General features: G+C 48.0%; 21 protein-coding genes. 8 read left to right on the forward strand and 13 right to left on the reverse strand.

Annotated elements, in window-relative coordinates:
• A partial coding sequence (locus G441_RS0114535; protein ID WP_026377029.1) for a beta strand repeat-containing protein occupies positions 1–2534 on the reverse strand: 2534 nt, incomplete at its 3' end.
• Between the two features lie 31 nt (positions 2535–2565).
• Positions 2566–4407: a ShlB/FhaC/HecB family hemolysin secretion/activation protein gene (locus G441_RS0114540; protein ID WP_026377030.1), complete on the reverse strand. Its 1842-nt coding sequence runs from the start codon at positions 4405–4407 to the stop codon at positions 2566–2568.
• Between the two features lie 248 nt (positions 4408–4655).
• Between G441_RS0114540 and tagH the strand changes: the two genes are divergently transcribed.
• Positions 4656–5960, forward strand: a complete 1305-nt coding sequence (tagH, locus tag G441_RS0114545; RefSeq protein ID WP_026377031.1) for a type VI secretion system-associated FHA domain protein TagH — start codon at positions 4656–4658, stop codon at positions 5958–5960.
• A 14-nt stretch (positions 5961–5974) separates the two neighbouring features.
• Here tagH and G441_RS0114550 read toward each other — a convergent pair whose 3' ends face one another.
• From G441_RS0114550 to G441_RS18795, 10 genes are all read right to left on the reverse strand, one after another.
• Positions 5975–6832: a sulfotransferase domain-containing protein gene (locus G441_RS0114550; RefSeq protein WP_026377032.1), complete on the reverse strand. Its 858-nt coding sequence runs from the start codon at positions 6830–6832 to the stop codon at positions 5975–5977.
• Entirely contained in the window at positions 6822–8207 is a 1386-nt protein-coding gene (locus G441_RS0114555; RefSeq protein ID WP_026377033.1) for a hypothetical protein, read from the reverse strand. The genes G441_RS0114550 and G441_RS0114555 overlap by 11 nt, the downstream gene beginning before the upstream one ends.
• A gap of 88 nt (positions 8208–8295) precedes the next feature.
• A complete protein-coding gene (locus G441_RS0114560) occupies positions 8296–9738 on the reverse strand; it encodes a hypothetical protein (RefSeq protein ID WP_026377034.1) in 1443 nt (480 codons plus the stop codon).
• Between the two features lie 312 nt (positions 9739–10050).
• Positions 10051–10995, reverse strand: a complete 945-nt coding sequence (locus tag G441_RS0114565; protein ID WP_026377035.1) for a type II secretion system protein GspK — start codon at positions 10993–10995, stop codon at positions 10051–10053.
• 2 nt (positions 10996–10997) lie between these two features.
• A complete protein-coding gene (locus G441_RS0114570; protein ID WP_026377036.1) occupies positions 10998–11576 on the reverse strand; it encodes a prepilin-type N-terminal cleavage/methylation domain-containing protein in 579 nt (192 codons plus the stop codon).
• Complete coding sequence (locus G441_RS0114575; RefSeq protein WP_026377037.1) at positions 11573–12010, reverse strand: prepilin-type N-terminal cleavage/methylation domain-containing protein; 438 nt, start codon at positions 12008–12010, stop codon at positions 11573–11575. The genes G441_RS0114570 and G441_RS0114575 overlap by 4 nt, the downstream gene beginning before the upstream one ends.
• Positions 12010–12393 (reverse strand): type II secretion system protein, encoded by a 384-nt coding sequence (locus G441_RS0114580; protein ID WP_026377038.1) that lies wholly within the window; start codon positions 12391–12393, stop codon positions 12010–12012. The genes G441_RS0114575 and G441_RS0114580 overlap by 1 nt, the downstream gene beginning before the upstream one ends.
• Entirely contained in the window at positions 12371–12808 is a 438-nt protein-coding gene (gene gspG / locus G441_RS0114585) for a type II secretion system major pseudopilin GspG (protein ID WP_026377039.1), read from the reverse strand. The genes G441_RS0114580 and gspG overlap by 23 nt, the downstream gene beginning before the upstream one ends.
• A gap of 27 nt (positions 12809–12835) precedes the next feature.
• Complete coding sequence (locus tag G441_RS0114590; protein WP_026377040.1) at positions 12836–14026, reverse strand: type II secretion system F family protein; 1191 nt, start codon at positions 14024–14026, stop codon at positions 12836–12838.
• Positions 14023–15660: a GspE/PulE family protein gene (locus tag G441_RS18795; protein ID WP_034475276.1), complete on the reverse strand. Its 1638-nt coding sequence runs from the start codon at positions 15658–15660 to the stop codon at positions 14023–14025. The genes G441_RS0114590 and G441_RS18795 overlap by 4 nt, the downstream gene beginning before the upstream one ends.
• A 178-nt stretch (positions 15661–15838) precedes the next feature.
• Here G441_RS18795 and G441_RS0114600 point away from each other — a divergent pair, with 178 nt between their 5' ends.
• The 4 genes from G441_RS0114600 to G441_RS0114615 are packed head-to-tail and all read left to right on the forward strand — an operon-like array spanning position 15839 to position 19971.
• Positions 15839–16774 carry a hypothetical protein gene (locus G441_RS0114600; protein ID WP_026377041.1) on the forward strand — a complete coding sequence of 312 codons (936 nt, stop codon included), beginning with the start codon at positions 15839–15841 and terminating at the stop codon, positions 16772–16774.
• Entirely contained in the window at positions 16771–17355 is a 585-nt protein-coding gene (locus G441_RS0114605; protein WP_026377042.1) for a hypothetical protein, read from the forward strand. The genes G441_RS0114600 and G441_RS0114605 overlap by 4 nt, the downstream gene beginning before the upstream one ends.
• The gene (locus G441_RS0114610; RefSeq protein WP_026377043.1) at positions 17348–17830 is read left to right on the forward strand and encodes a hypothetical protein; all 483 of its coding nucleotides are present in this window, start codon (positions 17348–17350) and stop codon (positions 17828–17830) included. The genes G441_RS0114605 and G441_RS0114610 overlap by 8 nt, the downstream gene beginning before the upstream one ends.
• A 23-nt stretch (positions 17831–17853) precedes the next feature.
• Positions 17854–19971 (forward strand): secretin N-terminal domain-containing protein, encoded by a 2118-nt coding sequence (locus G441_RS0114615; protein ID WP_084407392.1) that lies wholly within the window; start codon positions 17854–17856, stop codon positions 19969–19971.
• Positions 19972–19973: 2 nt separating this feature from the next.
• Here the strand turns inward: G441_RS0114615 and G441_RS19385 are convergent, their stop codons facing one another.
• Entirely contained in the window at positions 19974–21599 is a 1626-nt protein-coding gene (locus G441_RS19385; protein ID WP_084407393.1) for a glycosyltransferase family 2 protein, read from the reverse strand.
• Positions 21600–21865: 266 nt separating this feature from the next.
• On the opposite strand from G441_RS19385, the gene G441_RS0114625 reads away from it, so the two are divergent.
• Genes G441_RS0114625 through galE form a run of 3 tightly spaced genes read left to right on the forward strand, consistent with a single transcriptional unit; the run spans position 21866 to position 24781 of the window.
• Positions 21866–23392, forward strand: coding sequence for a peptide MFS transporter (locus G441_RS0114625; protein ID WP_026377045.1), 1527 nt, complete (start codon positions 21866–21868; stop codon positions 23390–23392).
• A gap of 56 nt (positions 23393–23448) precedes the next feature.
• Entirely contained in the window at positions 23449–23751 is a 303-nt protein-coding gene (locus G441_RS0114630; protein WP_026377046.1) for a DUF6170 family protein, read from the forward strand.
• A gap of 10 nt (positions 23752–23761) precedes the next feature.
• Positions 23762–24781 (forward strand): UDP-glucose 4-epimerase GalE, encoded by a 1020-nt coding sequence (gene galE, locus G441_RS0114635; protein ID WP_026377047.1) that lies wholly within the window; start codon positions 23762–23764, stop codon positions 24779–24781.
• Positions 24782–24813: the final 32 nt, after the last annotated feature.

A 24813-nucleotide genomic window follows, 5' to 3' on the forward strand; every position in this document is an offset into this window, starting at 1 on the left:
ACTTCAGCATCGCCAGTGGATCGTAAAGCTAGCGTACTGAAATCATTCCCCGAATTAATGAGAATGATTGAACTTGCAGACAATTCAGCACTGTCTGCCGTTAATGCAGTACCTGCAGTCTGGCTTAATAAGCCCTCACTGGTAAGCATAAGAGAATTCACATCGACATTTCCAAGCGTGGTATCACCAGTGTCTCTTATCACCGCTGCGCCTGAGGATTGTAATGCCAACACGTCAAAGTCGTTGTCAACATTTTCCAGTGTAATTGAAGTGCCGGTCAGGCTCGCATTACTTATATCCAACGCGGTACCTGCTATTTGCGAAATTCCCGAACCCGAACTGGCAAAAAGGTTGTCCGCAACCATATTGCCTAGTCTGATTCGCCCCCCAGCAGTCAGCGATGCGTTGCCGGTTGACACCGCGGTTCCCTCTATCTGATCAATTGCACCACCACTCGATAAAGTCAGGTTTGCAACATTGGTATTGCCCAGATCAACGCGGTCAACATCATTGAGTGTCGCATTACCAGCAGAGTTAAGCGATAGGGAATCAAAATCGTTGTTATCATTGCCAAGCGTTATAGAACTTGCCGTGATATCTGTGTTGCCAGTGAGAACGGCGGTGCCATCTGACTGACTTAGCTCTCCCCCAATATCGACCATCAAATTAGCACTGCTAATGTTGTTAAGTACGAGTGACTCACTCGTATTGAGCATCAATGTCCCATTTTCTCCAGTTACTGATAAAGACGAAGGAAGAGAAATATCAGACCCTGAATACAATGAAATCATATCTGTAGCAGAGACATCGTTCGCGATTTCAATTCTGCCAAGAAGAGTGGTAATAGCTAACTCACTTCCTATATCAACTGCTCCATCTAGCGTGACCCTTCCGGAAGCATCCAATTCGGCAGCGTTGGCGGTTATACCTGAATCTGCACCCTGTAAAATTGACCCGCCAAGAACATTAATATCAAGTGAACCATTAGCGACATTTAGTTGAGTAAGATTGAGCGTATTGCTTGACGTAATCGACAATAACCCGCCACTTCCTGTTACCGTTAATGAAGCAGGAAGTGAAATACCTGCGCCGGAATTCAGGGTTAAGCTGTCGGCGACTGTCACGTCATTAATCAACCTTATATTTCCAGCCCCTGTGCTGATAGCAAGGCCTTGTTCAGCATTGAGTGTTCCATCAAGCGTTGCCCGGCCTGAAGCATTGAGTGTCATATTGGCAGCTGACAGCACAGACTCTGTTCCTTGAAGAATAGAGCCCCCCGTCACATTGATATCGAGCGCACCGCCGCCAGCACTGAGGTTTGAGTTGTTTACATTTAGCGTGTTTGATGAGGTGATGGATAAGGTCCCATCCTCACCTGTGACAGAAAGATTAGCCGGCAGCCCAATACGTTGAGCTGTGATACTCAGACTATTAGAGGTAGTCAGGTCGTCTATGATCCTTGCGGCACCCTGTGTAGCTTCAATAGAGATCGACTCTGACGCATTTATGCCATCGCCATCGCCTTTCCTTACTTCCACATCGCCAGACATACTGGTCAGCGCCAGGGAGTCAACCGTCACTGTATTACCCAGAAAAATTTTATTGTCCGCGGTAATTTGTAAAGATGACGCTTCAATAACGCCTTCATTATTGACTGCCAAGGCCGCAATATCTGCCGCTGCGCGTGAATCGATAACCGCAAGCAGAGACGACTGGTTGCGCGATTCGATTGTTCCTTGGTTATCTATCGTTGCATTGTCGTCGAGTGCTGAATTCTCAGTGACACCTATCTCAAACAGGCTGTCAGATAACTGAACCGTCGCTTCATTGCCACTAAAGAAATTTAGTTTTGCTACCGATACACCATCAGCTCCAATCCGCAAAGTTCCGGCATTACTTATGCCATTACCTATGAAGGTCAAATTTTTATCAACTAGAAACTCTACCTGGTCTGAATCGACAATTATGCTGCCCGCGTCATTACCATTTTCTAGCAACACTTGATCGCCATTAACCAGGTTTGTAGCGAATGTCTCTCTATCCATAGTGGCGTCTGGAGTGAGTGTGGATACAAAAATCCCTCCTACGTCAACCATCGCGCTTGAACCAAACACGACGCCATTATGGTTAAACAGGTACACATTTCCATTCGCCAGCAAATCACCAAAGATATAAGAAATGTTATTGCCAGTTACGAAGTTGAACGTTGCAGCATTATTATTTAGCGTCGTGCCGTCGCTCAAAAAATGATTGAACTGAACGGTGTTGCCCGTATCAATACTGAAGTCTTCCCAGTTAAGGATGGCAAGCTCCACTGTTTGATTAATGACCAAGCTGTTTGCAAATGAGTCATCGATATTAACACCATCAGGCACGACGAAATTCGCTTCCAATTCGGGAAGTGCCACCTGAGGGTTTGCCAATGCAATATTACTTGCTATCGCAGCTGCGAATACAACACCTACGCTTTTCGCGATGCGTGACTTAGGCGTTGATAGAACATTACTGTTAAGTTGATTCTGTGAAAGTCTCATAAAAATCTCCAATATCCTTTTTTTCAACGCCCTAGAAATTAATCCGAAGTGAAGCAAACACTTGCGGATCATCACGACCGACAGCTTCTCTACCGCCGGAATCTGAACCTAGCGTTTCCTCTCCATTATCCACCCCTGAAGCTTTGGCTACAGACATTGAGAATGTCAGGTAATCATCAAAGGTATAGTTAAACGCTAATCCATAGCCCCCGAGGTTGACATGGGAAACGTCAGGAATCTGTGAATTTCCATTATTATTGGCATAGCCATGATCATAGAAGAGGCCGGCAGAAAATCGGCTGGTGACTTGTAAGATCAAATCTGCCGAAGCGACGCTTGCAGAATCCGCAACATAGGCGCCTACAGGATAGGCTCTCACTGTAGTTGGACCGCCAAGCGAAAGCTGTTGCACTGGAACCAACACTGCGTCACTGTACTGTCCTTGAACACGCAATTTTGCTCGTAATGGCGCCGCTAGCCTGACGTCATACGTAAGGTCATAGACAAAACGAACTGGATTAGAATCTTGCGTACCTAAACGGGTTCGACGAACTTCAGGTTGAGTAGGGTCGTATCCTTCAGCGGTTGGGTCGTTGTTCGCATTTTTGTCCCATCCCAACAATGTTGGCAGTGCGACAAGAAGGCCGTCATTTACTTCCCATACCGCGCCAATTGAACCATAAAATACATCACCGGCCTCAGTGAACCTGGTAAATTGATATGAAAGATCGAATTCCGCTAACTCATCACGATTAAGCAGTATCGGGGTATTACCCTCTCTGTCGCCAACATATGATTCTGCGGTTATCGCACTGAAGCCGTAGGACCAGGTCCCCTGCAAGCGTCTGTTGACAGTTTGGTAATAGTTACCAAAAACTCGTGTTTTGGTGCTCTCACCGGTAAAACCCAGTCTGGCCAGTTCAATATCATCCACATCACCTAGTTCATAGTCTGATTTGAACCATTCTATCCCTAATCCATGTTTTAAATTGGGCGTCAATGCCTCCCAATTAAATCCGCCGATACAACACTGAGATGAACGATCATTTTCACCATCTGGTTTCTCATTAAATACGATATCGGTGATGAGCCTGTCTCTGCCTCCAAAGACATTATTAAATTGTGTTCTAAGACCCGCTCTAATTTTCCCAGCAAATTGAGAGCCGTAGTTATCAACAAACGCGAAACCTTCAACAGATTGCTCATCTGTCACTTCGAGAACAAGATTCGCCTCGCCGAGGGACGTACCAGGTCGGAATACACCGATAGATGACACGCCTGGGAGCTGGTTTTGAACTCTTAACAAGGCAGATTCGGCTGGTTCGCGCTGGATCACCTTGCCCTTTTGTTCCTCAAACACTACTTCAAAGTCATCAGCATCATACATTTTGCTGTTCAAGGATGTGACATCACCCAGTTTGCCCCGAAGCACTGCCAAGGTCACTTCACCACCACTGACCTGTTGCGCAGGAATAACGACGCGCGTCAATAGCTCCCCTCTATCACGAAACACCGCAGTCATTTTGTCTGCAAGTGCCTGCAAGCTCTCGAATGAAAAACGATTATTGCTTTTCGACTGCGCATCAGACGCTATCGATGACAGTTCTGAATCAGTTAGCGGCGCTTGCTCTGTTTCGGAAATGATTTCCGTGAATCTAAAACGATTAACAGTAATAGTTGCCGAGTCACCAGCGCTTTGTCGCTCACTCACTGCAGGAATATCGTAGTTCAGCGCTCTTTGCGATGCCTGCTGGGAAGTATATGCATCAGTTGCTTTGACTTGAGAAAGTGCTGCACCACTAAAGGTGGCAGAGGCAAGGATCGTTGAAACCAGTAAAGTGCATCTTTTGAAGTGTGTTCCGGGAAGTTTCATCACTATTCCATTGTTTATGAATTTAAAGGTTTTTTTGCATTTTGAGTTTAGGCCTTTTTTTAACCATTGTTCAAGAATTTAAGGTAGTAATTTAAAATTTCGTTAACATTTATGTAAATCAATGCGTTTCAGATGTAAAAATACACCAACAACATAAGAGACGTTTCAACGTTCTGTGTTAACTAACTGCCTAATGCACGCTATACTATCGCATTCGATATGATTGGATTGGAACTGAGGGCAAAGGCTTGACGCTATCGCTAACCTGGACACGTTTTAGAGATGGACAACCGCTATTTGAGCAGCGACAGTCTTTTTCAAGCAACGTTACCCTTGGAAGGGCATCTGACAACGGGTTTGTAGTACACGACCCAGAGAAATACTCATCACGTTACCACGCCCGCATTTTATTTGAGGGCGGCGCCTATGTGCTGGAAGACACCTCTGCAGCCGGCACACTGGTTAATGGACAGTATCATCTGTCGAATGGACAGCGCATAGAATTACAATCCGGTGACGAGATAGAAATCGGAGAGTGCATTATAACCGTTGAGTTTGCACAATCTAATCCAGCAACAGATTTCACGTCTCCTCAAACCACTTCAAGGCCGGACATTACTGAAACACCAGCAGCGACCATGTACCCATCTATGGGACATGCGCCTGCGCAAGCTCAGAGTGACGATGCCTTTGATATCGATGACTTTTTTGCCTCGGACGAACCCGCTAGCCCACAAGGCAACAGTGTAGGTAATTATACAGTAGGCGATGCATATCAACCCCCTACAGCCCAACCGAACCCGGTACACGAAGATATTGATGATATTTTTTCAGGTATCGCAGGCGGCGCTCAAGCAACGACAGCTCAACCCGCTGGGCAACCTCAGACATCGCGACACGTTATTGATCGCGGCGCATCTGCACAACATTCATCTGCGCAGAATCCTCACGACATTCATCAGGACACCGCAGCACTGAGAGCGTTTTTGGCTGAGTTAGGTCTTGAGCCTTCTCAGCTTATTGGCCAGTCAAAAACCGACGTGATGCGCATTGCGGGCATTGTATTACGTACACTGACAGAAGGCATGATGGGTGTACTCAGTGCCAGAGATTCGGTCAAAATCCAATTTGATATGGATCGCACGCAGATTAAAAACTCGAAGAATAACCCTCTGAAGTTCTCCTCATCACCTCAAGAGGCAATGAGTAAGATGTTGACCCAGGAGCCTGGATATATGGATCCGGTCACCTCTGCGCTTGAAGCGGTCAATGATGCCAAGGCCCATGAAATGGCCATGGTGAGCGGCTTAAATGCGGCAATCGAAAATACCATTGCCGCATTCGATCCAAAGAAACTGAAAAAGGAATTGGACTTAGGCTTTTCAATTAGCAAAAGTTCGAAACTATGGGAAGGATACTGTGAAAAGTACGAACGTATAGGTAAGAGCGTGCGGTCAAACTCGAACAATCTTTTCACAGAGCACTTTAGAGAGAGCTATCAGACACAGATCGAAATGCTTGCTAAAAATGGAAGAAACTACAAGGGCGACTAATTCTCCGTCGCCTTTTACTCACCACATACCGCGTCAATCGCTGATGAAATAGCATTTGCAGTATACATACCTGTATCAGCGAGCGAAGTTATCTTATCTCTGTTTTCAGAAAGCTGCCGAACCGCAAACTCTGGATAGCTTCGTTTTTTAAAAGACAGCTCTTCTTCTAACTGAGGGGGCTGAACACCCACCGCATCAAACAGCGGCATGCCGTTCTGTGCTATGACATCCTCATAATAAATAAGTGTAGCGTCACTGGAAGTAAACTTCTTACAAAACCATCGATAGATGGCCAATTGTCTATCTAAGACGTTTCCGATACTTTTCAATTGAGACGCTAGCGACTTATCTACCCGTTCACCCGCTGGTATATGGCCTTTATTTACGGGCAAATCAACTGTCCACCAGGACAGCAAGACATCAACCGGGTTTCTGACGAGAAAGACCATCGGTAGATGTGCAATTAATTGGGAAGACAACGCGGCAAAGAAGGCATTCTGTTTAACGACCAACGTAAAATCTTCATCAATTCGCTTGTCTATATTAATAGTACCACGCTCAACACGTGAACGACGAAGCCCTTCTTGGTACTGCTCTCCAACTGGATTATCAACGGACAAGCCTTGTGTAGCACCACTGTTTACCGTTTGTCCTGAGACTATATTCGAACGTAATTGATAAATCTCATCCAATACGTTTGAAAGCAGTTCTATTGGCTCACTAACAACTCTGTAATCACTCGGGTTAATTGGCTCGTGCAAGGCAACCGTATTGGCCGCCTGATTAAGCAGATGGCAGGATAATGTCGTACCAGAGCGAGGAATTCCGGACAGAAGAATTGTCTGTCCGGATTGTGCATGATTAGTTTTCATTCACGGTAAGAATATTGGTCACCGGCGGTGCGGGGTTGCCCAGCTCCAGTATTTGAACTGCAGCAGAGAGATCACCTCGTTTTGCATCAACAAAAATGCGGGCACTGACACGTGTTGGCACACCTTCATTAATAACAACCAGTTCGTCAGCATTGATTTTTAATGTACTGTTAGCGGGGATAACACCAGAGGCCTTAGGACCTTCAGAATATTCGCCCTGCACGGACTCTTCACTCAAGAAAACAGTACGGTATTCGATATCATACCCAGCATGATTAACCAGGATAATTCGCTGACGGTAGCCGTCGAAGCTGGTGATATATGGCAAATCAATTGATGCAGCATCGTATCGAATGGTGCCAAATAACGCATCTTCCAGAGTGATATCAACACCGAGATCTAATTGAAAAATGTTCCGGGTCAATGCGACATCGTTACTCTCAGCTCTTATACAAAACACAGGGTAGTCGCTTAAATCATCGATACTAACAGCTTTCTCACTCACCGCTTCATAACTGGCTATTATGACACCTTCAGAGCTACAGTTATTATCCACGCTTAAAAACGCATCAACCGTAGAAAAATCGCCCTTTATCGATGCTGTTGCCTGACTAGTATCTACATCAGGGATTAGGTCCCTGAAATCTGAGATGATACCGGAGTCACCGGGACGTCTGACATCGTCGTTAACCAATTGTGAGAGTAATACCTTTGCCATTGACGCCAATGTTTCTGTTGCATCACCTAACGCGAAAATACTCGGAGCACGAAAAGTCGGGTTAAAGCGCAAAAAGTTTTGCTCGAAGCCCGCAGTATGAGTGAATGCACGGGTATAGTTTTTCCCATTCGTAGGCACTACTTCAGCCAGTATATCAGTAGAGCGTGTGAGAATTGATCCTTCATTTACCGCATCAAATGCCCGGTCGTAGAGACGGTATTCAAGTTCAAGCGGTTCGCTAATATCTTCAATAAAAAAGCTATCTATATCTACTGTGACTTCGGTTGTGCCAGGTAGCAACACAATAGAATTTATTTCAATGATGGCGAATGTATCGTCAATATTGCCACCACTTACAAGGTAACTTCGGTAATCAGGGTTGGGTACAAGCCCGTCTGCTGTCAGAGATGATGCGAATCGACCATTTGTGAGATCAAAGCGAATGTATCGTGCATCTTCTGAAACAGAAAATCCGACTGGAAAGCGGATCTGTAATTCGTCGCTGGCGCTGGTAATTTGAAGCGCACCATCTTCGTCCAGATCTGTGCTTTCTATCGCCTCAAGTGCGTAACGTAAAGGCTCACTTTCATTTAGCTGGAAGGGGGCAGCGTTAGCCCATGAGCATATTGTAATCAGTATTAGCGCAAGAGTTCTCATTTTTATAGCTCTTATTATTTTTTATTACTCAAAAAAAAGCCCCTGCAGGCAGGGGCTTTACGATAAGAGTATTCGCTACTCTCAGCTATTAGTCGTGGTCAGTAACCACTGGATGACGGTAGCTAGTGATTGAGTTAGCGTTAAGTACAACAGTGTCGGTGCCACCATTTTCTAGGTTGATAGTCTGAGTCGCTGCAGAGATGCTGCCATCAGTACCTTCAACTTCGATAGTTGCAGAAACACGTGTACGACCAGTCAGATCCACCACGTCAACAGCGCGCAGTGCTACCATTTCACCGGCAGGAACAACACCAGTTGCACCAGCAAGCGGAGTGATAGTCGTTGCAGCTTCACCAACGAATGTCATGGTGTATGCCGCATCTGTAGTACCGCGGTTAATGATATAGATACGCTGGTTGTAGTCAGCGAACGTGGTCAGGTAAGGCACTTCGATAGTAGTGGTGTCATAAATGATTTCACCCATACCGTCGGTCAGCGCGTCATCAACCAATGTGATGTCATACTGGCTCTTCATGATTGTCTCGGTGCCGTCAACGGTCACACACAGGTACCAGTCCTGAGCAACGATTGCTGTGTCAGCAACTGCAGTCAGCGTAGCAGTATCCATAGCTGTGTTGATAGTTGGAGTCAATACAGTGCCTGAACCGTCACACGCAGCAGCGGTTTCGAATGTCCAAGTACCGAATGAGAAGTCACCAGTAAACACTACGTTCTGAGAGTCATCTAGGATGTCAGTATTGATTACTAACGTACCGTCCGGCTCGAAGAAGTTAGTTGCTGGAGTGAAGTCACTCGCATCAAGTGAACCAGTCGCACCAGTAGTAGTTGTTGCAACGCCAGTGTCAGGCTCAAACTGCGTGAAACCGGATGCAACAGTAGCAACCAATGTATTTTCATCAGTGAAGTTAGTGATGTTCGATGCGTTAAGAACAGTCAACAGGCCGTCGCCGCGAGTGTACAGAGAAGCGGTTTCGTTAACAGAATCCGCTGCTGTTTCGTACAGATTGTAGGTTACGTTAGAAACTGAACCTACGCTGTATGGAGCCATGCGGTATGTACCAGCGCTCAGGTCAACGCGATCTGTTGGCGCCAAGTCACCACCACCGCTTACTGCTGCCACTTCGAAGATAACGTAGTCGTCGCCAACTGCACCACCTTGTGAAATTGTTGCAGTGTAGTCAGTACCAACCACCAGAGCGGTACCAACCGAATCGGTCATCGTAAGAACTGGTACCGCGCCGAAAGTCGCACCGTCCAAGTCTACGCGTACGTACTTAGACGTACCTTCACCGATTGTAAAACCAAGCGCAGAGTTAACGTCGATGTCACTGCCACCAACGCCACTCAGGTTCGTCACGATCAGGTTTCCTGATACGATATCAGTCCCATCAATCGTTTCATTCGCGATTTGAATCGGACCGGTAGCACCGGTGTTCAGATTCACATCAGCGAGTGCTGCTTGAGTGAATGCAGCAGCTACCGCAGCCGCAATTATTTTTTTGTTTAACATTTAAAACTCCTGCAAGAGTAACTATAGTTTCTTGATTGTCATGGCACATTGCCACCAAGTCCTTGGTGACCACGCACCAGACTACCTGCAATAAGCTACATTAGAAGGTAGCGCAATTCAACTTTTTATTATGGTTTTATCAGTATTAACACGAACTTACCCGTGAACACTTCGCGAGATCTTTTAGCACGTCCATAGATGCTATGCAAGGATAGAGTAGATAAAGAGCTACGCGAATGCAAGTTAGAGGAAAATTATACGCGATTTGACGTCAATTAGCGGTTTTTAGGGGTCAATTAGAATACCTAATTACTATTGTGTATACGTTGGGAGCAAAGTGAATGGAGGGAGGTTTCCTTCACCTACTTTTACCATTACCTCGTTATTACTTATCGCTGACTCAATATTGATAGAAAAATAACTACCGTTAATTACGCCAAAATAAGGTTCAGGCACACCACTGAGGGATGGTTCCAATGCAAGAGCGTCATTCAGCGTCAATATAGCAAGCCCTCTCTCTCTTCGCTGCTGCATCTGTTCGTAAGAGTTTGGCCACAGTACTTTCCACAAAAAAAGAGGTACTGCGTTCAGGTTTAATGTTTGATCACGATTAATACTGCATTGCTTAGCCATTTCTGGATGCATTGCAACGATTTCTTGCCAACTGGCGACTTTATTAAGCTCGCTACAGGACTGCAGTAAAAAATTAGCAATGTAGCCCAAGTCTCCGCGTTCGTAAAAAACCTTTTCTGCCCCAACTGGCGATCGCCAGTCATCATCATCCCCGTAGTCAATTAGAGTATCTTTGAGCGTGCGCAGCTGCATATCTGTCAATCCCAGCCCTTGAAGCCACTTTAATACCCAGAAAGCACGACTGTTATTTACCGGAATGAGTCCTGATTGATTCTGCATGCTAAACGTTAGATTGTTTTCTTGAACTTCAGTTCCGTCCATCGGGAGTTCATCACCCACGACCCTGTGAACAAAAAAACCGTCGAGTCTCTCAGCACCCTTGGCAAGTTCACCGCGCGAAACTCCTGCAGGCGTAATTCGTTGGGTGGAAACCAGGTATATGAGTTCATTCAACTTGGCATCAATAGCGGCTTGCTGTTGTATATTACCTTTCGCTGTCTCAGCCAATGTCAGTCTTTCCTGCATCACTGCCGTGGTTGCACTGATAAGCAGGGTCAAGATGACCGCTATTACTAATACAGCAATAAGCACCATGCCTTGTTGTTTTTTCTTGGGCGCATGCATATTCAAAACTCGTACTGACCAAAGCGGGCTAATTCGGGAGGCACTTCTGCCTTCTCGGGCCTCAATACTTTCGCCAACGTCCACACTTCACCGCCAATGGCAACTATTCTTACAGCAGACGGCACTTTGCCCTGATTATCAGTAAACCTATTCGACCAACCTTTACCAGACGCCAGATATTCAAACTCGTAGCGGCCATCGAGCCGCATAATTTCGCGGATATCAGGATTCGTTTCAGTGCTGAACACCAGGCGTGTTTGACCGCCTGTTTGCTGTAACTGCCATTCGATTTTGTGTGGCACACCCAAATTATCGTCAGGGGATGACAAGCTGATAAAGGAAAAGCGGGTTGGCTCTCCTTCTACATAAACTCGATTGGGATGGTACAGCACCGCTTTACTTACACTTTCGCTAAACCAGTGCCGCGGCAGCGCCGATTGATTCATCAGCATATCGCGCGTACCTAGACGGGCGAAATTATCCCAGGTGGTAGATAGTCCCTGAGCCATCAATGCGCTGGCCAGACCGGTAATAACCAATACCACCAGCACTTCCACCAACGTGAACCCACGACTTTTCATAAGCCGAACTCCGACAGCTCCTGCGGAACATAGTTGGGGTCTCGCCATTGTCGGACCGTTTTGGTTTGGATATCGGTGATCAATGTATTCTGGTCATAGACGTTAATAGAGATATCGAACAAGGCCACTATCCAGGCCGGCTGTCTGCGATAATATTCATCGGTTGAAATGCGTGCCACATCTGCCCGCCACTCGAGTCGCAGATCATCTATCGTCATCTGCCCCTGACGCACGTCTTTGAGATTCACCAGAGCCAGTCTATTTTTGAATTGTTCGTATATACCGGGCATTGCCACACTGCGTTCAATGCTCGTCGTACTTTTCGTTGCTGTGCCAAACCACTCCCACACGGCAGTGAAGAATAACGACAATATGACCAGTGCGACCAGTGCTTCAATCAGCGTAAAGCCGCGTGAAAAATAGGGATTACGCATCAGCTGTCTAGTTGCTCAGCGAGCTCACAGAAAGGCGGGAGCACGTCGAGCCGTGCTGTGCCTGCACCTTGTTGAATGGACACTTCCCCGCCAAGACAATAACCGTTTTTCAATACTCGGACAGGCGTCACGATACTCACCCCGGTATTCTGCATGTCGAGTTGTTGTATAGAGGTGATGCGCACTTCACTGTTATTGAAATGGGCCTGCATAGGTAGCTGCATCAATTTACTTTGCAGCTCACGCTTGATAGCCGTTCTTTCGCGAGCATCAATCCACTGGAACAGGCCGGGCGCGGCGAGTGAGGCGGCGAGCCCGATGATGACCAGTACAACCAGAATCTCAACTAGCGTGAACCCGCTAACTGCCCTGCTGCGGCACATAACCTACGTCTGCGTTTAACTCATCCCCACCAGAGGTGCCATCGGCGCCCATGCTATACAGATAAAACCCCTGAGGAGCCTTGCTGTCTCTGCGATATTGGTAAGGATTATTCCACGGGTCCAGCGGAAGATCTTCATCCAGGTACGGGCCATCCCAGAACTGAGCATTACCTCCGGGAGGGCTCTGTAGATGGGAAAGCTCATTAGGATAAGAACCAACGTCCAATCGGTAGGTTTGTAATGCCATTTTGAGCATTTTTATCTGCGTTTCCGCCGTTCTGACTTTAGAACTGTCAACTTTGCCGAAAAACTGCGGCCCAACCAAACCAGCCAGCAAACCGAGTATAACCAGCACCACAAGTAGCTCTATCATGGTGAAACCACGATTTTTTTTGTAACCACGACCTGAATTCATAACGCTCCCAATTAATGATTAATCTTTTTAGATAGCAATATCTGTTGATGCGGTAATCGCCAGTACGATGCCGAGTATCATGATCCCTATCATCACACCGACAATGAGAATTGCGATAGGTTCAAGCAACGTCAACACCTGCTTCATACGCCTTTTGCACGCTGCATCATGCAGCTTGGAGACAGCATGTAGCATTTCAGCCAATTGTCCGGTTTTATCGCCAACCGCGATGAGGTTGAGCGAGGTAGGCGGAACCAGTCTGGCGCGCTCCATCGCATCGGTAAACGTCGATCCCGACTCGATATCGGCGATCATCGCCAGCCCGCGCTGTGTGCGAGTCCGGTACCCTGAACTGTGTGCAGCGAGTTTCAGCGCGGCGATAAGGTCAACCCGTGATGACAGCATTGCTGCACTCAGTGCTGACCAGCGTGCTGCGTCCTGCTCAGCCAGCCAGGGGCCAATCACCGGCAGCGACAGGGCAAACTCCATGGCTACCTTTCGAAACTGTTTGTTGGCGATGAGTCCGGCAACCAGACCGACTAACGCCAGCACAACGAGACCGACCCACTGCGGATTTTCATTCGCCATTTTACCGGCGGAGAGCACAACATATGCCAGCGTAGGCAACTCTTTACCTTCATCTAACATATGACTGAACTTTGGTACGACGGCGAAAAAGATGATCAACATGGCAACAATACCGCCGCCTATCAGCACCAAAGGATAAGTCAACGCGCTACGCACATCGCTTTTGACCGATTCCTCATACGACATTTGCTCAGCTGCGTTGGTCAGCGCCACATCAAGTCTTCCTGTGAGTTCACCGGCTTTCACCAGATGCGGCACATACTCCGGAAAAGGCAAATCACTTTCCCCCATTGCCTCGGATAATGACTCACCACCCTCTATACGACTGGTGATCGCCTTAAAGCCTTGCGCCAGTTTTGGATGCTCTTTATTTTGCGCCAGCGCTCTGGTTGCATCGATAAGCGACACACCAGATGAGGTCAGGGTTGCCAACTCCTGTATGGGCATGACCAAGTCGGACTCTTTGACTCTTCGTCCTTTCAGGCTTTGCGATTTTGGTGCAGTTAACGAAAAGACCTCAACACGCCGCTCCTTGAGGGTACGCATGGCATCTCCCTCGCTGACCGCCTCTATTTCACCCTGAATCACCTGCGACGTGCTCATATCGACGCCGTGATATTCAAACTTCACGATGACTCCTCATCGCTGCCTGCTACGCGCAGCACTTCCTCAACCGTCGTCAATCCTTTTGCCGCTTTTTTCAGGCCATCTTCCAACAGACTTCGATACCCCATACGTCGTGCTGCCTGGCGAATATCAGCGACTGGCGCCTGTTGGGTGATCAGTGAACGCAGTTCCCCGTCCACCGCAATCAGTTCGTAGATACCCATGCGCCCTCGATAGCCCTTACCATGGCAGTGATGGCAACCCACGGCTTTTTTCCATGTTCCCTGCGGGAGTTCCACATCAAGATACTCTGGCGCAGGTGCGTCTTCGGCACAGTGTCTACATAACTTTCTGACCAGCCGCTGTGCTTGCACCCCCTGAATAGTTGCGGCAATAAGATAAGGCTCGACGCCTATATCGGCCAAACGGGGAAACACTGAGCAGGCATCATTGGTGTGTAACGTCGATAGTACCAGGTGCCCTGTAAGTGATGACTGTACTGCGATATCCGCCGTTTCTTTATCTCGGATCTCACCGACCATGATGATATCCGGGTCCTGACGAAGAAAGGTACGTAATGCTTTTGCAAAGGTATAACCGATGTCCGCGCGAGCCTGAACCTGTGTGATACCGTCGAGCTTGAACTCAACCGGGTCTTCGACCGTCAGGATCTTTTCATCGCCCGTTTTCACATCACCAAGCAACGCATACAGGGTTGTAGATTTACCCGAACCGGTTGGCCCTGTGACCAACACAATACCATTGCTCAGTTTGCCCCAGTCTCGCATCAACTTTAGATGGTCATCTTCCATACCTAGCGATGCGAGTGATAAATCGTCGCGTTTTTTAGGTAGCAGTCGCATCACGATTGACTCGCCATGCACATCAGGCGCTGTGGATACACGCACATCAAACGCCTGATCGCCGGAGCCAGTCGAAAAGCGACCGTCTTGCGGTAAACGCCGCTCGGCAATATCCAATTGCGACATTAACTTAATGCGTGAGGCGATAGCAGGAAAACGAGTCATCGGCTGTTGCATGAATTCAACCATCTTGCCGTCAACCCGAAACCGCACCACCATATTTTTCGCGCCTGCTTCGATGTGAATGTCTGACGACTCACTTTGAATAGCGCGTTCGATAATACTATTAACCAGGTTGACGACCGGGGCTTCCTCGGCAAGTGCGGCAATATCCAGAGAATGCGAACCGAACAGATCAGACACTGCGCGCTCTCTGACGACATCATCGCTAACGGTGGCCGCCATAGCCGGTGTCAAAAGATGCAACGCCATGTTTTTTTCTGATGCTGCAGTTTGCATCACCGACAGCCCCAGATGGTCGAGAATATCCGCCACATAAACATGAAAGGTATCACCTTCCAACGCACAAAACAGTCCTCTGGTAATGCACCAATCGGCATTCAACCCGCAGTCTTCATATGTTTTCAGTACTTTGTCTGCGTGCGGACAGGCACTGACTTTGTCAATAAGTGGTATGCTGCAGGCCTGCGCCAGCATTTCAAATACAGTTTCCTCACCCAGCATACCAAGTCGGATGACTGCGCTATGCAGGGCACAATCCAGCTCTTTTGCGGTGTTCTCAATAACGTCCAACTGTTCTGGCACCAATCGTTGCGAGTCTGCCAGCCTGGTCATAAATTGCTGATTTAATGCGTCCCGATTTATCGCGTTATCCCCCACATCAGGTGAAATTTTTGCCTACATTATTACCGGCTTACTGAATAAAACATGAACGTGTTAACTCGATGATTAACCTCGTTAAAAGTTTCGGGTATATTACCGCACTAAATGACGAAGACGAAGTGAAAATAGGTTGGCGTCCACACACATTTCAACAGGGTATGCAGCGCTCGAACGGGCCAAGCGGTCGATTGAACGCCTTATCTGGCCGGATGAAGCGAAAATCGACACTCAGACCGAGACGTTCTTCATTTTCCGTCCGTTCCCAAAGGGGCTAAGTGCACAAAACAGGGATGACTGGGTGGCATTACAGGTTCGAACCAATGCGCCTTTCATTAACTGCAGCCACTACTGTTTTGTTAGCACACTGGGAGCACACATCTGGTATGCAACCAATACGCTAAATGGGCTCCCGGAAACCGCAGCTGTCAACAGCCAAAAGGATGGTGAGTGCTACATCAAAGGTCAAACGCAGTGCTATAGAACAAAATGGCAAAAAGGCGTTATGACTGAATGCACGCGGCTAGACACACTGCCGGAAAACGCCACGGCTGTGCATAGTGACAAGACGCTGCATAACGCCTGGGGGCTACAGCACAAGTTGGACGTCTTGATGCGCAAACCCACTTTTTGGACGAGTACTGTTGGCGTTGGTTTTGTCTGCGCGCTGTTATGGGCAACGGTAGGGCATATCACAATCACGATACAGTCTGCCAATACTGAGAGCGCCCGCAGCACGTTGGAGAACACCGTTGGAGAGTTGCTGGATAAACAGGCATCCTTGAGGCAATACCAACAGCAAGTCACTGAGTTGCAAAATTGGAAAGGTGCACAGGGCTTTTTCCCAGATGCTTATGGATTGATCGCGACCAGCCTGAATGAATACGGAAACTGGAATGCGAGACGCATCACCTGGCAGGACAAAACGCTGACCCTAGAAGTCCAGAAACCCAATCTTGATATCACGACGTTGGTCACCCAGCTAGAGAACACCGCGGGTATACAAAGCATTTCTATTCGACCGCATAATGAAGCCGATACCTGGGTGCTGGAGGCAACCTTCATATGACATCACTTTATGAAAAACTGCAGCACAGCAATCTTGGACGGGAGCTTAATGCCAATAAGCGTTTACAGTGGCTAATTGCTCTTGTCGCCATTTTGGTCATGTTGTCGTTTGGCAAGCGGGCCGTGGACTCGGTTGCACCTGCACAGAATGAACTGGCCATGGAACTCAACCTGTTGGCCAGATTACAACACTCTGCCGCCCAACCCTTTGATGATGAGCAACTGACCTCAGCGCAAATCCTCGCACAGCAAGCCAGACAGCGCATTGATGTAGCACCATCAGCCAGCACGGCTGAAGCACAAGCATTAGCGTTAACTGAGTTTACCTTTAAACCGCTTATTGAGCGCAGTCGCATTACCCTGCTTGGCTCACAGGAGCTAAATTTTGCCGGGCAGCGGTTTTTCCAGGTACGTATGGAAATGAATGGTCAGCTGGATGAATTGAGACTCATTGCGCTCCTCAAACTTATCGACAGAGACATGCCGGGCACCCGTCTCTCTTCGTTGCAATACGCCCCTAAAGCGTCGAACACCATCAATGCCGTTGTTGATATGCTGTTTGTCAGGAGCGGCGATGAATAAAATTGTACAAATTTTGCTGGTATTGTTTGTAGTGACTGCCATTACATCCGGTTTGAGTCATTTACAATCCGCCGACATCGACCCGAATGAGCGAAGCCAGGATGACCAGCAGCGCACAGCATTGGCACCTAATGACTGGGTTGCCGCGCTGGAAGCGCTGCCACAGTATAAGAAACCGGCTCCTCCACCAAGGAAGCCACAAAACACGGCGCAGCAAAATGCAAAGCCCAAGCCTCAACCAAAACCGCCCAGACAGCCTACCATTGACGATAGTGTGTTAATTGGCATCGTCTACGATCAGCCCAGACAGGCCATATTAGTCAATAAGAAAAAAGGTTCGCAGCCCTTCTATCTCAGCGAAGGTGAAGGATGGCTAACCGATTGGCGATTGGCGCAAATCCAGATAGATAGGTTGGTCTGGGTGAATGACATGAGCGGCGATAAACACATTCAGTTGATGTTCGGTAAATCATGAACGTTTTACATACTAGGAACGATATGCAGAAGCTATCACTACGAGTTAATTCAGCATCCAGTATCTGTCGGACACTGATGATAGGGTTAATGGTTAGCGGCCTTTCGAGCTGCGCAACCGTGTCAGATAAGCAGGACGCGAAAGAATTTAATGACGACACATTCTTTACGCCATTGCGAGCACCAAAAGATATCAGTAATGGCGAGCAAACGTTGATTGAAGGCGAAGAAGAGCAGCAGGTTTCAAGCGGACTGCAGATTATGGACGCCCCGCGCCTTACATTACCTGACACTGACGGCGACACCGGCAGTGTGTTTCGCCCGGTGTTGCAGGATAAGCCGGTTAGTCGTTTAAGCTTTAATAACCTCCCGGTCCCGGCTTTTATTAATGAAGTGTTTGGCAATCAATTAGGCATCAACTTCATCGTTGAGCCAGGTCTGCAAAATGCACCCGATTTAGTGACTATGCGCATCGATAATCGGGTTAACGCGGCTCAACTGTACGATTTAGCTGTTGCTACCTTAAGAAATTACGGCGTTACCACCAAAATCAGTGACAACGTGTTGCGTTTTGCGTTTGCGCCAGAGAGTCAGCGTACGGATATCCCCCTGCTTATCAGCGGCAGAGCATTGCCTGAAGTCCCCAGCAACAGCCGTCCTATTTTTTATATTTACCCACTTTCTGCGGTCACAACGCCTCAGGTAAGAGGCGTGCTGACGCAGATGTTCCCTCGCAATGAATTGCAAATTCAGGAAGAAATGAATAGCAACAGCCTGATTTTTATTGGGCCTCAGAATCTGGTTGCGCAGGCCGTTGCCGCTGCGAAGATGGTTGATATACCGAGCATGAAGGGCAGCTATTCGCGAGTATTGAGACCTTCTATTAGTTCAGTATCTGAACTGGCGACCAACCTTGAGCAGGTGCTGATAGCCGAAGGGTACTCCGTGCGTGGCGCACAGGGCGCCGCTGCCGTGCGCTTACTTCCTCTGGACTCCGTGGATCAATTAGTCGTATTTGCGCGCTCCAAAGAGGTGCTTGACCACGTGATTGGCTGGGCCAAAGTCATTGAAACTGAACGTCACAGTAAGGTAGAACAAGGTCTGTTCAGCTATCAGGTACAAAGCACACAGGCCCGACACGTAGTGGAGGTACTAAATAGTCTGGGCGTTGCCGATGTGGCATTTAGCTCAGGCGGTGACAGCGATAGTCAGGGCTCTGGTAATCGCCGCCCTGCACCAGCCAGAAGTGGCGGTGGTAATGGTAAAGGCCGTTATGCCGTTGATGAGCAGCTTAACACCATCCTGTTCAGTGGTTCGGGCAAAGACTGGCTGCAGGTATTGCCTGTTATTAAGAGTCTTGACCGGCCCGCGCCATCGGTATTGGTTGAAGTGATTTTGGCAGAAGTATCACTCAACGATGATGAAGCAAGCGGCGTTGAATGGCTGGCCAACTCTTCATTGGGACGCTTTGACGTGACTAGCACCACACAAGGCGGTCTCGGGCTGGGCGCGTCAGGCTTTAATCTGTTCCTTGATACTGCCGGACAAACCCGCGCCGCATTGAATCTGTTTTACAACAGTAACCGGGCGGAAATCCGTTCACGTCCACGATTAATGGTGAAAAGCGGCGGTGAAGCATCTATTGACGTAGGTGATGAAATTCCGATTATTACCTCAAATAGCCAGTCTACACAGAATACCAATGCGCCAGTGATCCAGAACATTTCCTATCGTCGCACCGGTGTAATCATGGAGATAAAACCCACCGTGCACGCGTCAGGGTTTGTGGATATTGAGATCAATCAGGAGCTCAGTGAAGCCACCGGCACCGAATCGAGCAGCATAGACTCACCCACCATATCGAATCGTCGTATCAGTACGACGGTAACACTGCGGGATGGAGGCTCTGTGTTACTTGGTGGATTAATAAGAGAGACCAAGGCAGACGGTACTCAGGGTGTGCCCTTATTAGGCAAGCTTCCGGGTGTGGGCAAACTGTTCAGCACAGATACAAATGAGTCACGACGCACTGAATTGATGGTCATGATCATTCCTTATGTATTAAGTTCACCATCTGAAGCCGAGGACCTGACTGAGGAATTGCGTCGTGCTCGCGCAGAATTCCTTAACAGTAATTTCTGATGTTAGTGTGCCAGTTTAAGCATCTCGCTTAATTGCTTATTAATTGCCCTGTCTGGTCTCTCAGACAGGGCCCATCTCTCTCGAATCACCCTCTTTTCTGATGCAAAGCGCTGCGCTTTAAGACGATTATTATCTTCGCCGCGGCTCAGACTTTCATGATGAATCAGGTGTGCTGAAGCACAATACACATTGATTTTTTCCAGTGCTTCCACTTTAAGACACAAGTCAACATCGTTAAATGCGACGGCCAGTGACGCTTCGTCGAATCCTCCCACCTCGTTAAAGAGTGATGTCTTTACCATCATGCAGGCAGCAGTGACAGCGTGAAACCGACGATTATGAATAAGGGAATGCATATATCCTTTGTGGTCTCCGGGCATCAGTTTGTGCCAGTGACTCGCCACAGCATTTTGGTCAATTACGACACCGGCATGTTGGATACGTCCATCTGGGTAAAATAACTTAGCCCCCACACAGCCGGTCTCTGAGCGACATGCCAGAGATAGCATATCAGTCAGCCAGCCCGGCGACAGGACCTCAGTATCATTGTTCAGAAACAACAGGTAATCACCACTAGCGTGCTCAACCGCGCGGTTGTTCATCGCCGAATAGTTGAACTCCCCATGGTAATCAATGACATGCACTCGAGCGTCCTGTTGCAGCAGTGTGAAATATTGCAGTGATTCGGCCTTAACTGAATCATGGTTAATAACGATCACTTCATAGTTTGTATATGAAGTGTGCGCAAACACTGAATCCAGACAACGTCTTAGGACCTCCGCTTCATCTCTAGTGGGTATGATGATACTAACGAGGGGCTGAGTGTCTGGCATTGACTGGCAAATCCCATAATTGTCGACATGACTTTCATTGTCGATAACACCATCATCGACAAGATGAAACCCGATATATTCCACATGTTGAATGCGCTCATCACGAAACTTTGGTTTAAAACTAAGTAGCAGGTTTTCAGGGCTGATAATTTCACTGTTTTTAAGCAAACTCAGGTCAAAGAAAACCGCTTCACGGATGTATTCAGTTCCAAGATAGAAGTCCAGATCCCACCCTGGTTTGAGTACCGGGTTTATTCGTTGGCCATCAACAGCCACTTCATCATGATCAAAGTAAATCACTTTCGCTGCGCTATTTATGTGCGCTGCGTCAGCCAGGTATAAGGCGGTAAAATTACCCAGTCGCGCCCCCGACGACAGCGTACAAAGCCAGGCACCTGATTTTGGCGTGTTCGAATCAACAATGGCCTGTAATTGTTTATGGGAAAGAAGGCGCAAACCTTTGTTTCGCAAATTGGAACTACGCTCTATCAACAGCCTAATTGACAACAGTGACTGCTCTTCCACTATGACATGGCATCCCTCGGGTAATGACGTCAACGTACTTTCAACGCGATAGTCAACATTGCGTAGCCACACATATAGCTCAATCATTCGACCATTAGAGGGAGGTGGTACCCTGCTTTTTTCTATCTGTCTAACCCATTGCTGATACGTATGATTACGAAAGTCACTATCGGTAAAAAACCGGATATCCGTGGCATGTTGCAGGTGTCGTCGATACCAGCCTAGCAAACTATCAGAACGCTTCAGACGCTGTCGTAGAGACAGAGGCATCAAGCGCACTATACGTCTAAGGAGAGAGATACCCTTATGCACTTAGCTATTTTTCCTATCGTTACTGACATCGTGCTTCGGGCTTGCTGTTTGGTTATAAAACATAGTGTTTAAGGATGACCTTTAGTATATTTAATTTTCGTTGTTATTTTCAGTGAGTTGAATTCTACAACTTTACAATGCAGTGATGCATTCAATCATCTAACGACCGCAAATCAAAATAATAAAACGGACACTGTCCGAGTATAAGACGTCAAGGGCAAACTATGACAACAACTACAACATCACACGACGCAAAAGCCGACGATACAGGCTTCTTTGGTCATCCCGCAGGCCTGAAAACCCTGTTTTATACGGAAATGTGGGAACGCATGAGCTATTACGGCATGCGTGCTCTGCTGGTCCTGTTCATGACAGCCAGCCTGCAGGAAGAAGGATTGGCCTTCACTGTAGCAACGGCCACTGCCATTTATGGTTTATACACCGGTGCGGTCTACTTTATGGGCCTGCCTGGCGGCTGGATGGCCGATCGCCTCATTGGGGGGCAGCGAGCAGTATGGTACGGCGGCATCATTATCATGTGTGGTCATATCGTATTGGCTATCCCCAGCACCAAGACATTTTTTATCGGCCTGATACTGGTCGTATTAGGGACAGGTCTGTTAAAACCCAACATCGGTGCGATGGTCGGCATGTTATACAGTCCTGAAGACAGCCGCCGTGATAGTGGCTATACGCTTTATTACATGGGGATTAACATCGGTTCAGTCATTGGATACACCGTCTGTGGCTGGCTGCAAGTCAATATGGGCTATCACTGGGCATTTGGCGCGGCGGCCGTTGGTATGGCGATAGGGTTGGTTCAGTATCATATTACTCGCCCCAAACTGCATGGTGCTGCCGCTGAGCCTACGGTGGCTCTTTCACCCAAAGCGGCCAGACTGAGCTGGACCGTTATCGTAGCCTTTTTAGTTGGCCTGGCCATTATCACCTATGCGATCAGCAGCGGTGCGCTGGTTATTGATGCAGTCGCATTGGCTAAATACGTTGCCATGTTCTTTACGTTTGTTTTTCTGGCCTACTATGCAGCCGTGTTTTGGTTTGGCAATCTGACTGGCAATGAGAAACGCCGTCTTGGTGCGCTGTTTCTGGTATGTATTGCCTCTATCTGCTTCTGGGCAGGATTTGAACAGGCCGGCTCTTCACTTAATTTATTTGGTCGCGACTATACAGACCGCATGCTAGGCACCTTCGAGATCCCACCAGCCTGGTTTCAGTCTGCCAATTCGTTCTTCATCATCATCTTATCGCCTTTCTTCGCTGCGCTGTGGATCAACCTGGGCAAGCGAATGATGGATCCTAGCTATGGCGTTAAATGTGCATTGGGCCTGATCATCATGGCAACCGGTTTTATTGTGATGTTCTTCGCTGCACAGCTTGCTGCCAGCGGTCTGAAGGTCGCCCCCTACTGGTTGGTAATGACCTATTTCCTGCACACCGTCGGAGAGCTTTGCCTGAGTCCTGTAGCCTTAAGTGCGGTCAGTAAACTGTCTCCCAAACGCTTTGCCGGTCAGATGATGGGCGTGTTTGTGTTGACTTATTCTATCGGTAATGTGGTTGCGGGACTGCTTGCGGGTAACTTTGACCCAAGCCGACTTGATGAGATGCCTGGCCTGTATTTACAGATCAGTCTGTTTACCATTGCGATTGGTATTGTCGTGGGTTTATTCACCTTCAGAACCAAACTCTGGGAAAAGCTCCCCGCTGACGATAAAAAAGAGCAAGCCGCGTAACTTTTTTAACGTCACTAATTCGCATACACTAACGCCCTCACTGTAGGGCGTTTTTTATGAAGTTTTATTTTTCCACCAAATCTATCCCGGGTATCGGGCATCTGCCGCTCACACAGCGAATGACCCATCTGGAACAGGCCGCCAAAAAGCTTAGCATTCCGGAAAAGACGCTACTCAATGTGTTGAAGCTGCTGGTAATTGTGCCAGTGTTCGCATTAGTGCTACGTGTAGGACAGGATTGGACTGTATTGCTTTGGGCTTTAGCCATATTCCTACTGTATCCACTGCTGGTAAAGCCGATGCAGTATTCCCTCAGTGCGAAATACCTCGAAGACGTTAATGAAGACGACAATCAGTAAAGGAAACACCATGTCTACCATTTTAGTTACAGGTGGCGCCGGATATATTGGCAGCCACACCGTTCTGCAGTTGCTGGAAACAGGCAACGAGGTTGTGGTGCTGGATAATTTAAGCAACGCCTCTCAGGAATCGCTAGTCAGAGTAGCAGAATTAACAGGCAGAGAAGCCATATTCGTAAAGGGTGATATCCGTGATGAGGCCTGTCTGGCATCGATTTTCAGCACCTATAACATTGACGCTGTTATTCATTTTGCCGGTCTTAAAGCGGTTGGGGAGTCGGTCGAGCAGCCTCTGCGCTACTACGAGAACAACGTGTTTGGCACGGTTCAGTTATGTAAGGCAATGGATAAGGCAAACGTAAAGTCACTGGTCTTCAGTTCGTCTGCCACCGTGTATGGCGATCCGGTCGCGTTGCCACTGCGTGAAGATATGCCCACCGGGCAGCCGACAAATCCGTACGGCCAGTCCAAATTAATGGTGGAACTTATTCTAAAAGACCTGCATCACGCTGATGCACAATGGAATATTGCCCTGCTACGCTATTTCAATCCCGTAGGCGCCCATCCCTCAGGCCGAATAGGCGAAGACCCGAATGGCATACCCAATAACCTGATGCCTTTTGTTTCGCAGGTGGCAACGGGAAAACGTGAGCAGTTAAACGTATGGGGCGACGACTACGATACGCCAGATGGAACCGGCGTAAGAGATTATATTCACGTAGAAGATTTAGCCGATGGCCATTTAAAAGCGCTGGACAAGCTCACTCACAATCCAGGCTTAGTGACCTACAATCTGGGTACGGGACAGGGTTACAGCGTATTGGATATGGTCAAAGCGTTTGAGCAGGAGTCGGGTAAAGCAGTGCCTTATACTATCGCACCTCGGCGTGCTGGTGATGTGGCCAGTTGCTATGCTGATGCAAGCAAAGCTGAGCGGGAATTGGGCTGGAAGGCCACGCGGGGTATTGTTGATATGTGTCGCGACGCCTGGCGCTGGCAGTCGCAAAACCCTGATGGCTACAAGCAGTGAAACGCAAATAAGAAACGGGAACCTGGGTTCCC

This window comes from Aestuariibacter salexigens DSM 15300 (assembly GCF_000429145.1).
Classification (GTDB): domain Bacteria; phylum Pseudomonadota; class Gammaproteobacteria; order Enterobacterales; family Alteromonadaceae; genus Aestuariibacter; species Aestuariibacter salexigens.

Coding starts and splice junctions, on each gene's coding strand:
- G441_RS0114540 (WP_026377030.1), bottom strand. CDS start 4,407: ATGAAACTTCCCGGAACACACTTCAAAAGATGCACTTTACTGGTTTCA.
- G441_RS0114550 (WP_026377032.1), bottom strand. CDS start 6,832: ATGAAAACTAATCATGCACAATCCGGACAGACAATTCTTCTGTCCGGA.
- G441_RS0114555 (WP_026377033.1), bottom strand. CDS start 8,207: ATGAGAACTCTTGCGCTAATACTGATTACAATATGCTCATGGGCTAAC.
- G441_RS0114560 (WP_026377034.1), bottom strand. CDS start 9,738: ATGTTAAACAAAAAAATAATTGCGGCTGCGGTAGCTGCTGCATTCACT.
- G441_RS0114565 (WP_026377035.1), bottom strand. CDS start 10,995: ATGCATGCGCCCAAGAAAAAACAACAAGGCATGGTGCTTATTGCTGTA.
- G441_RS0114570 (WP_026377036.1), bottom strand. CDS start 11,576: ATGAAAAGTCGTGGGTTCACGTTGGTGGAAGTGCTGGTGGTATTGGTT.
- G441_RS0114575 (WP_026377037.1), bottom strand. CDS start 12,010: ATGCGTAATCCCTATTTTTCACGCGGCTTTACGCTGATTGAAGCACTG.
- G441_RS0114580 (WP_026377038.1), bottom strand. CDS start 12,393: ATGTGCCGCAGCAGGGCAGTTAGCGGGTTCACGCTAGTTGAGATTCTG.
- gspG (WP_026377039.1), bottom strand. CDS start 12,808: ATGAATTCAGGTCGTGGTTACAAAAAAAATCGTGGTTTCACCATGATA.
- G441_RS18795 (WP_034475276.1), bottom strand. CDS start 15,660: ATGACCAGGCTGGCAGACTCGCAACGATTGGTGCCAGAACAGTTGGAC.
- G441_RS0114605 (WP_026377042.1), top strand. CDS start 16,771: ATGACATCACTTTATGAAAAACTGCAGCACAGCAATCTTGGACGGGAG.
- G441_RS0114610 (WP_026377043.1), top strand. CDS start 17,348: ATGAATAAAATTGTACAAATTTTGCTGGTATTGTTTGTAGTGACTGCC.
- G441_RS0114615 (WP_084407392.1), top strand. CDS start 17,854: ATGCAGAAGCTATCACTACGAGTTAATTCAGCATCCAGTATCTGTCGG.
- G441_RS19385 (WP_084407393.1), bottom strand. CDS start 21,599: ATGCCTCTGTCTCTACGACAGCGTCTGAAGCGTTCTGATAGTTTGCTA.
- G441_RS0114625 (WP_026377045.1), top strand. CDS start 21,866: ATGACAACAACTACAACATCACACGACGCAAAAGCCGACGATACAGGC.
- G441_RS0114630 (WP_026377046.1), top strand. CDS start 23,449: ATGAAGTTTTATTTTTCCACCAAATCTATCCCGGGTATCGGGCATCTG.
- galE (WP_026377047.1), top strand. CDS start 23,762: ATGTCTACCATTTTAGTTACAGGTGGCGCCGGATATATTGGCAGCCAC.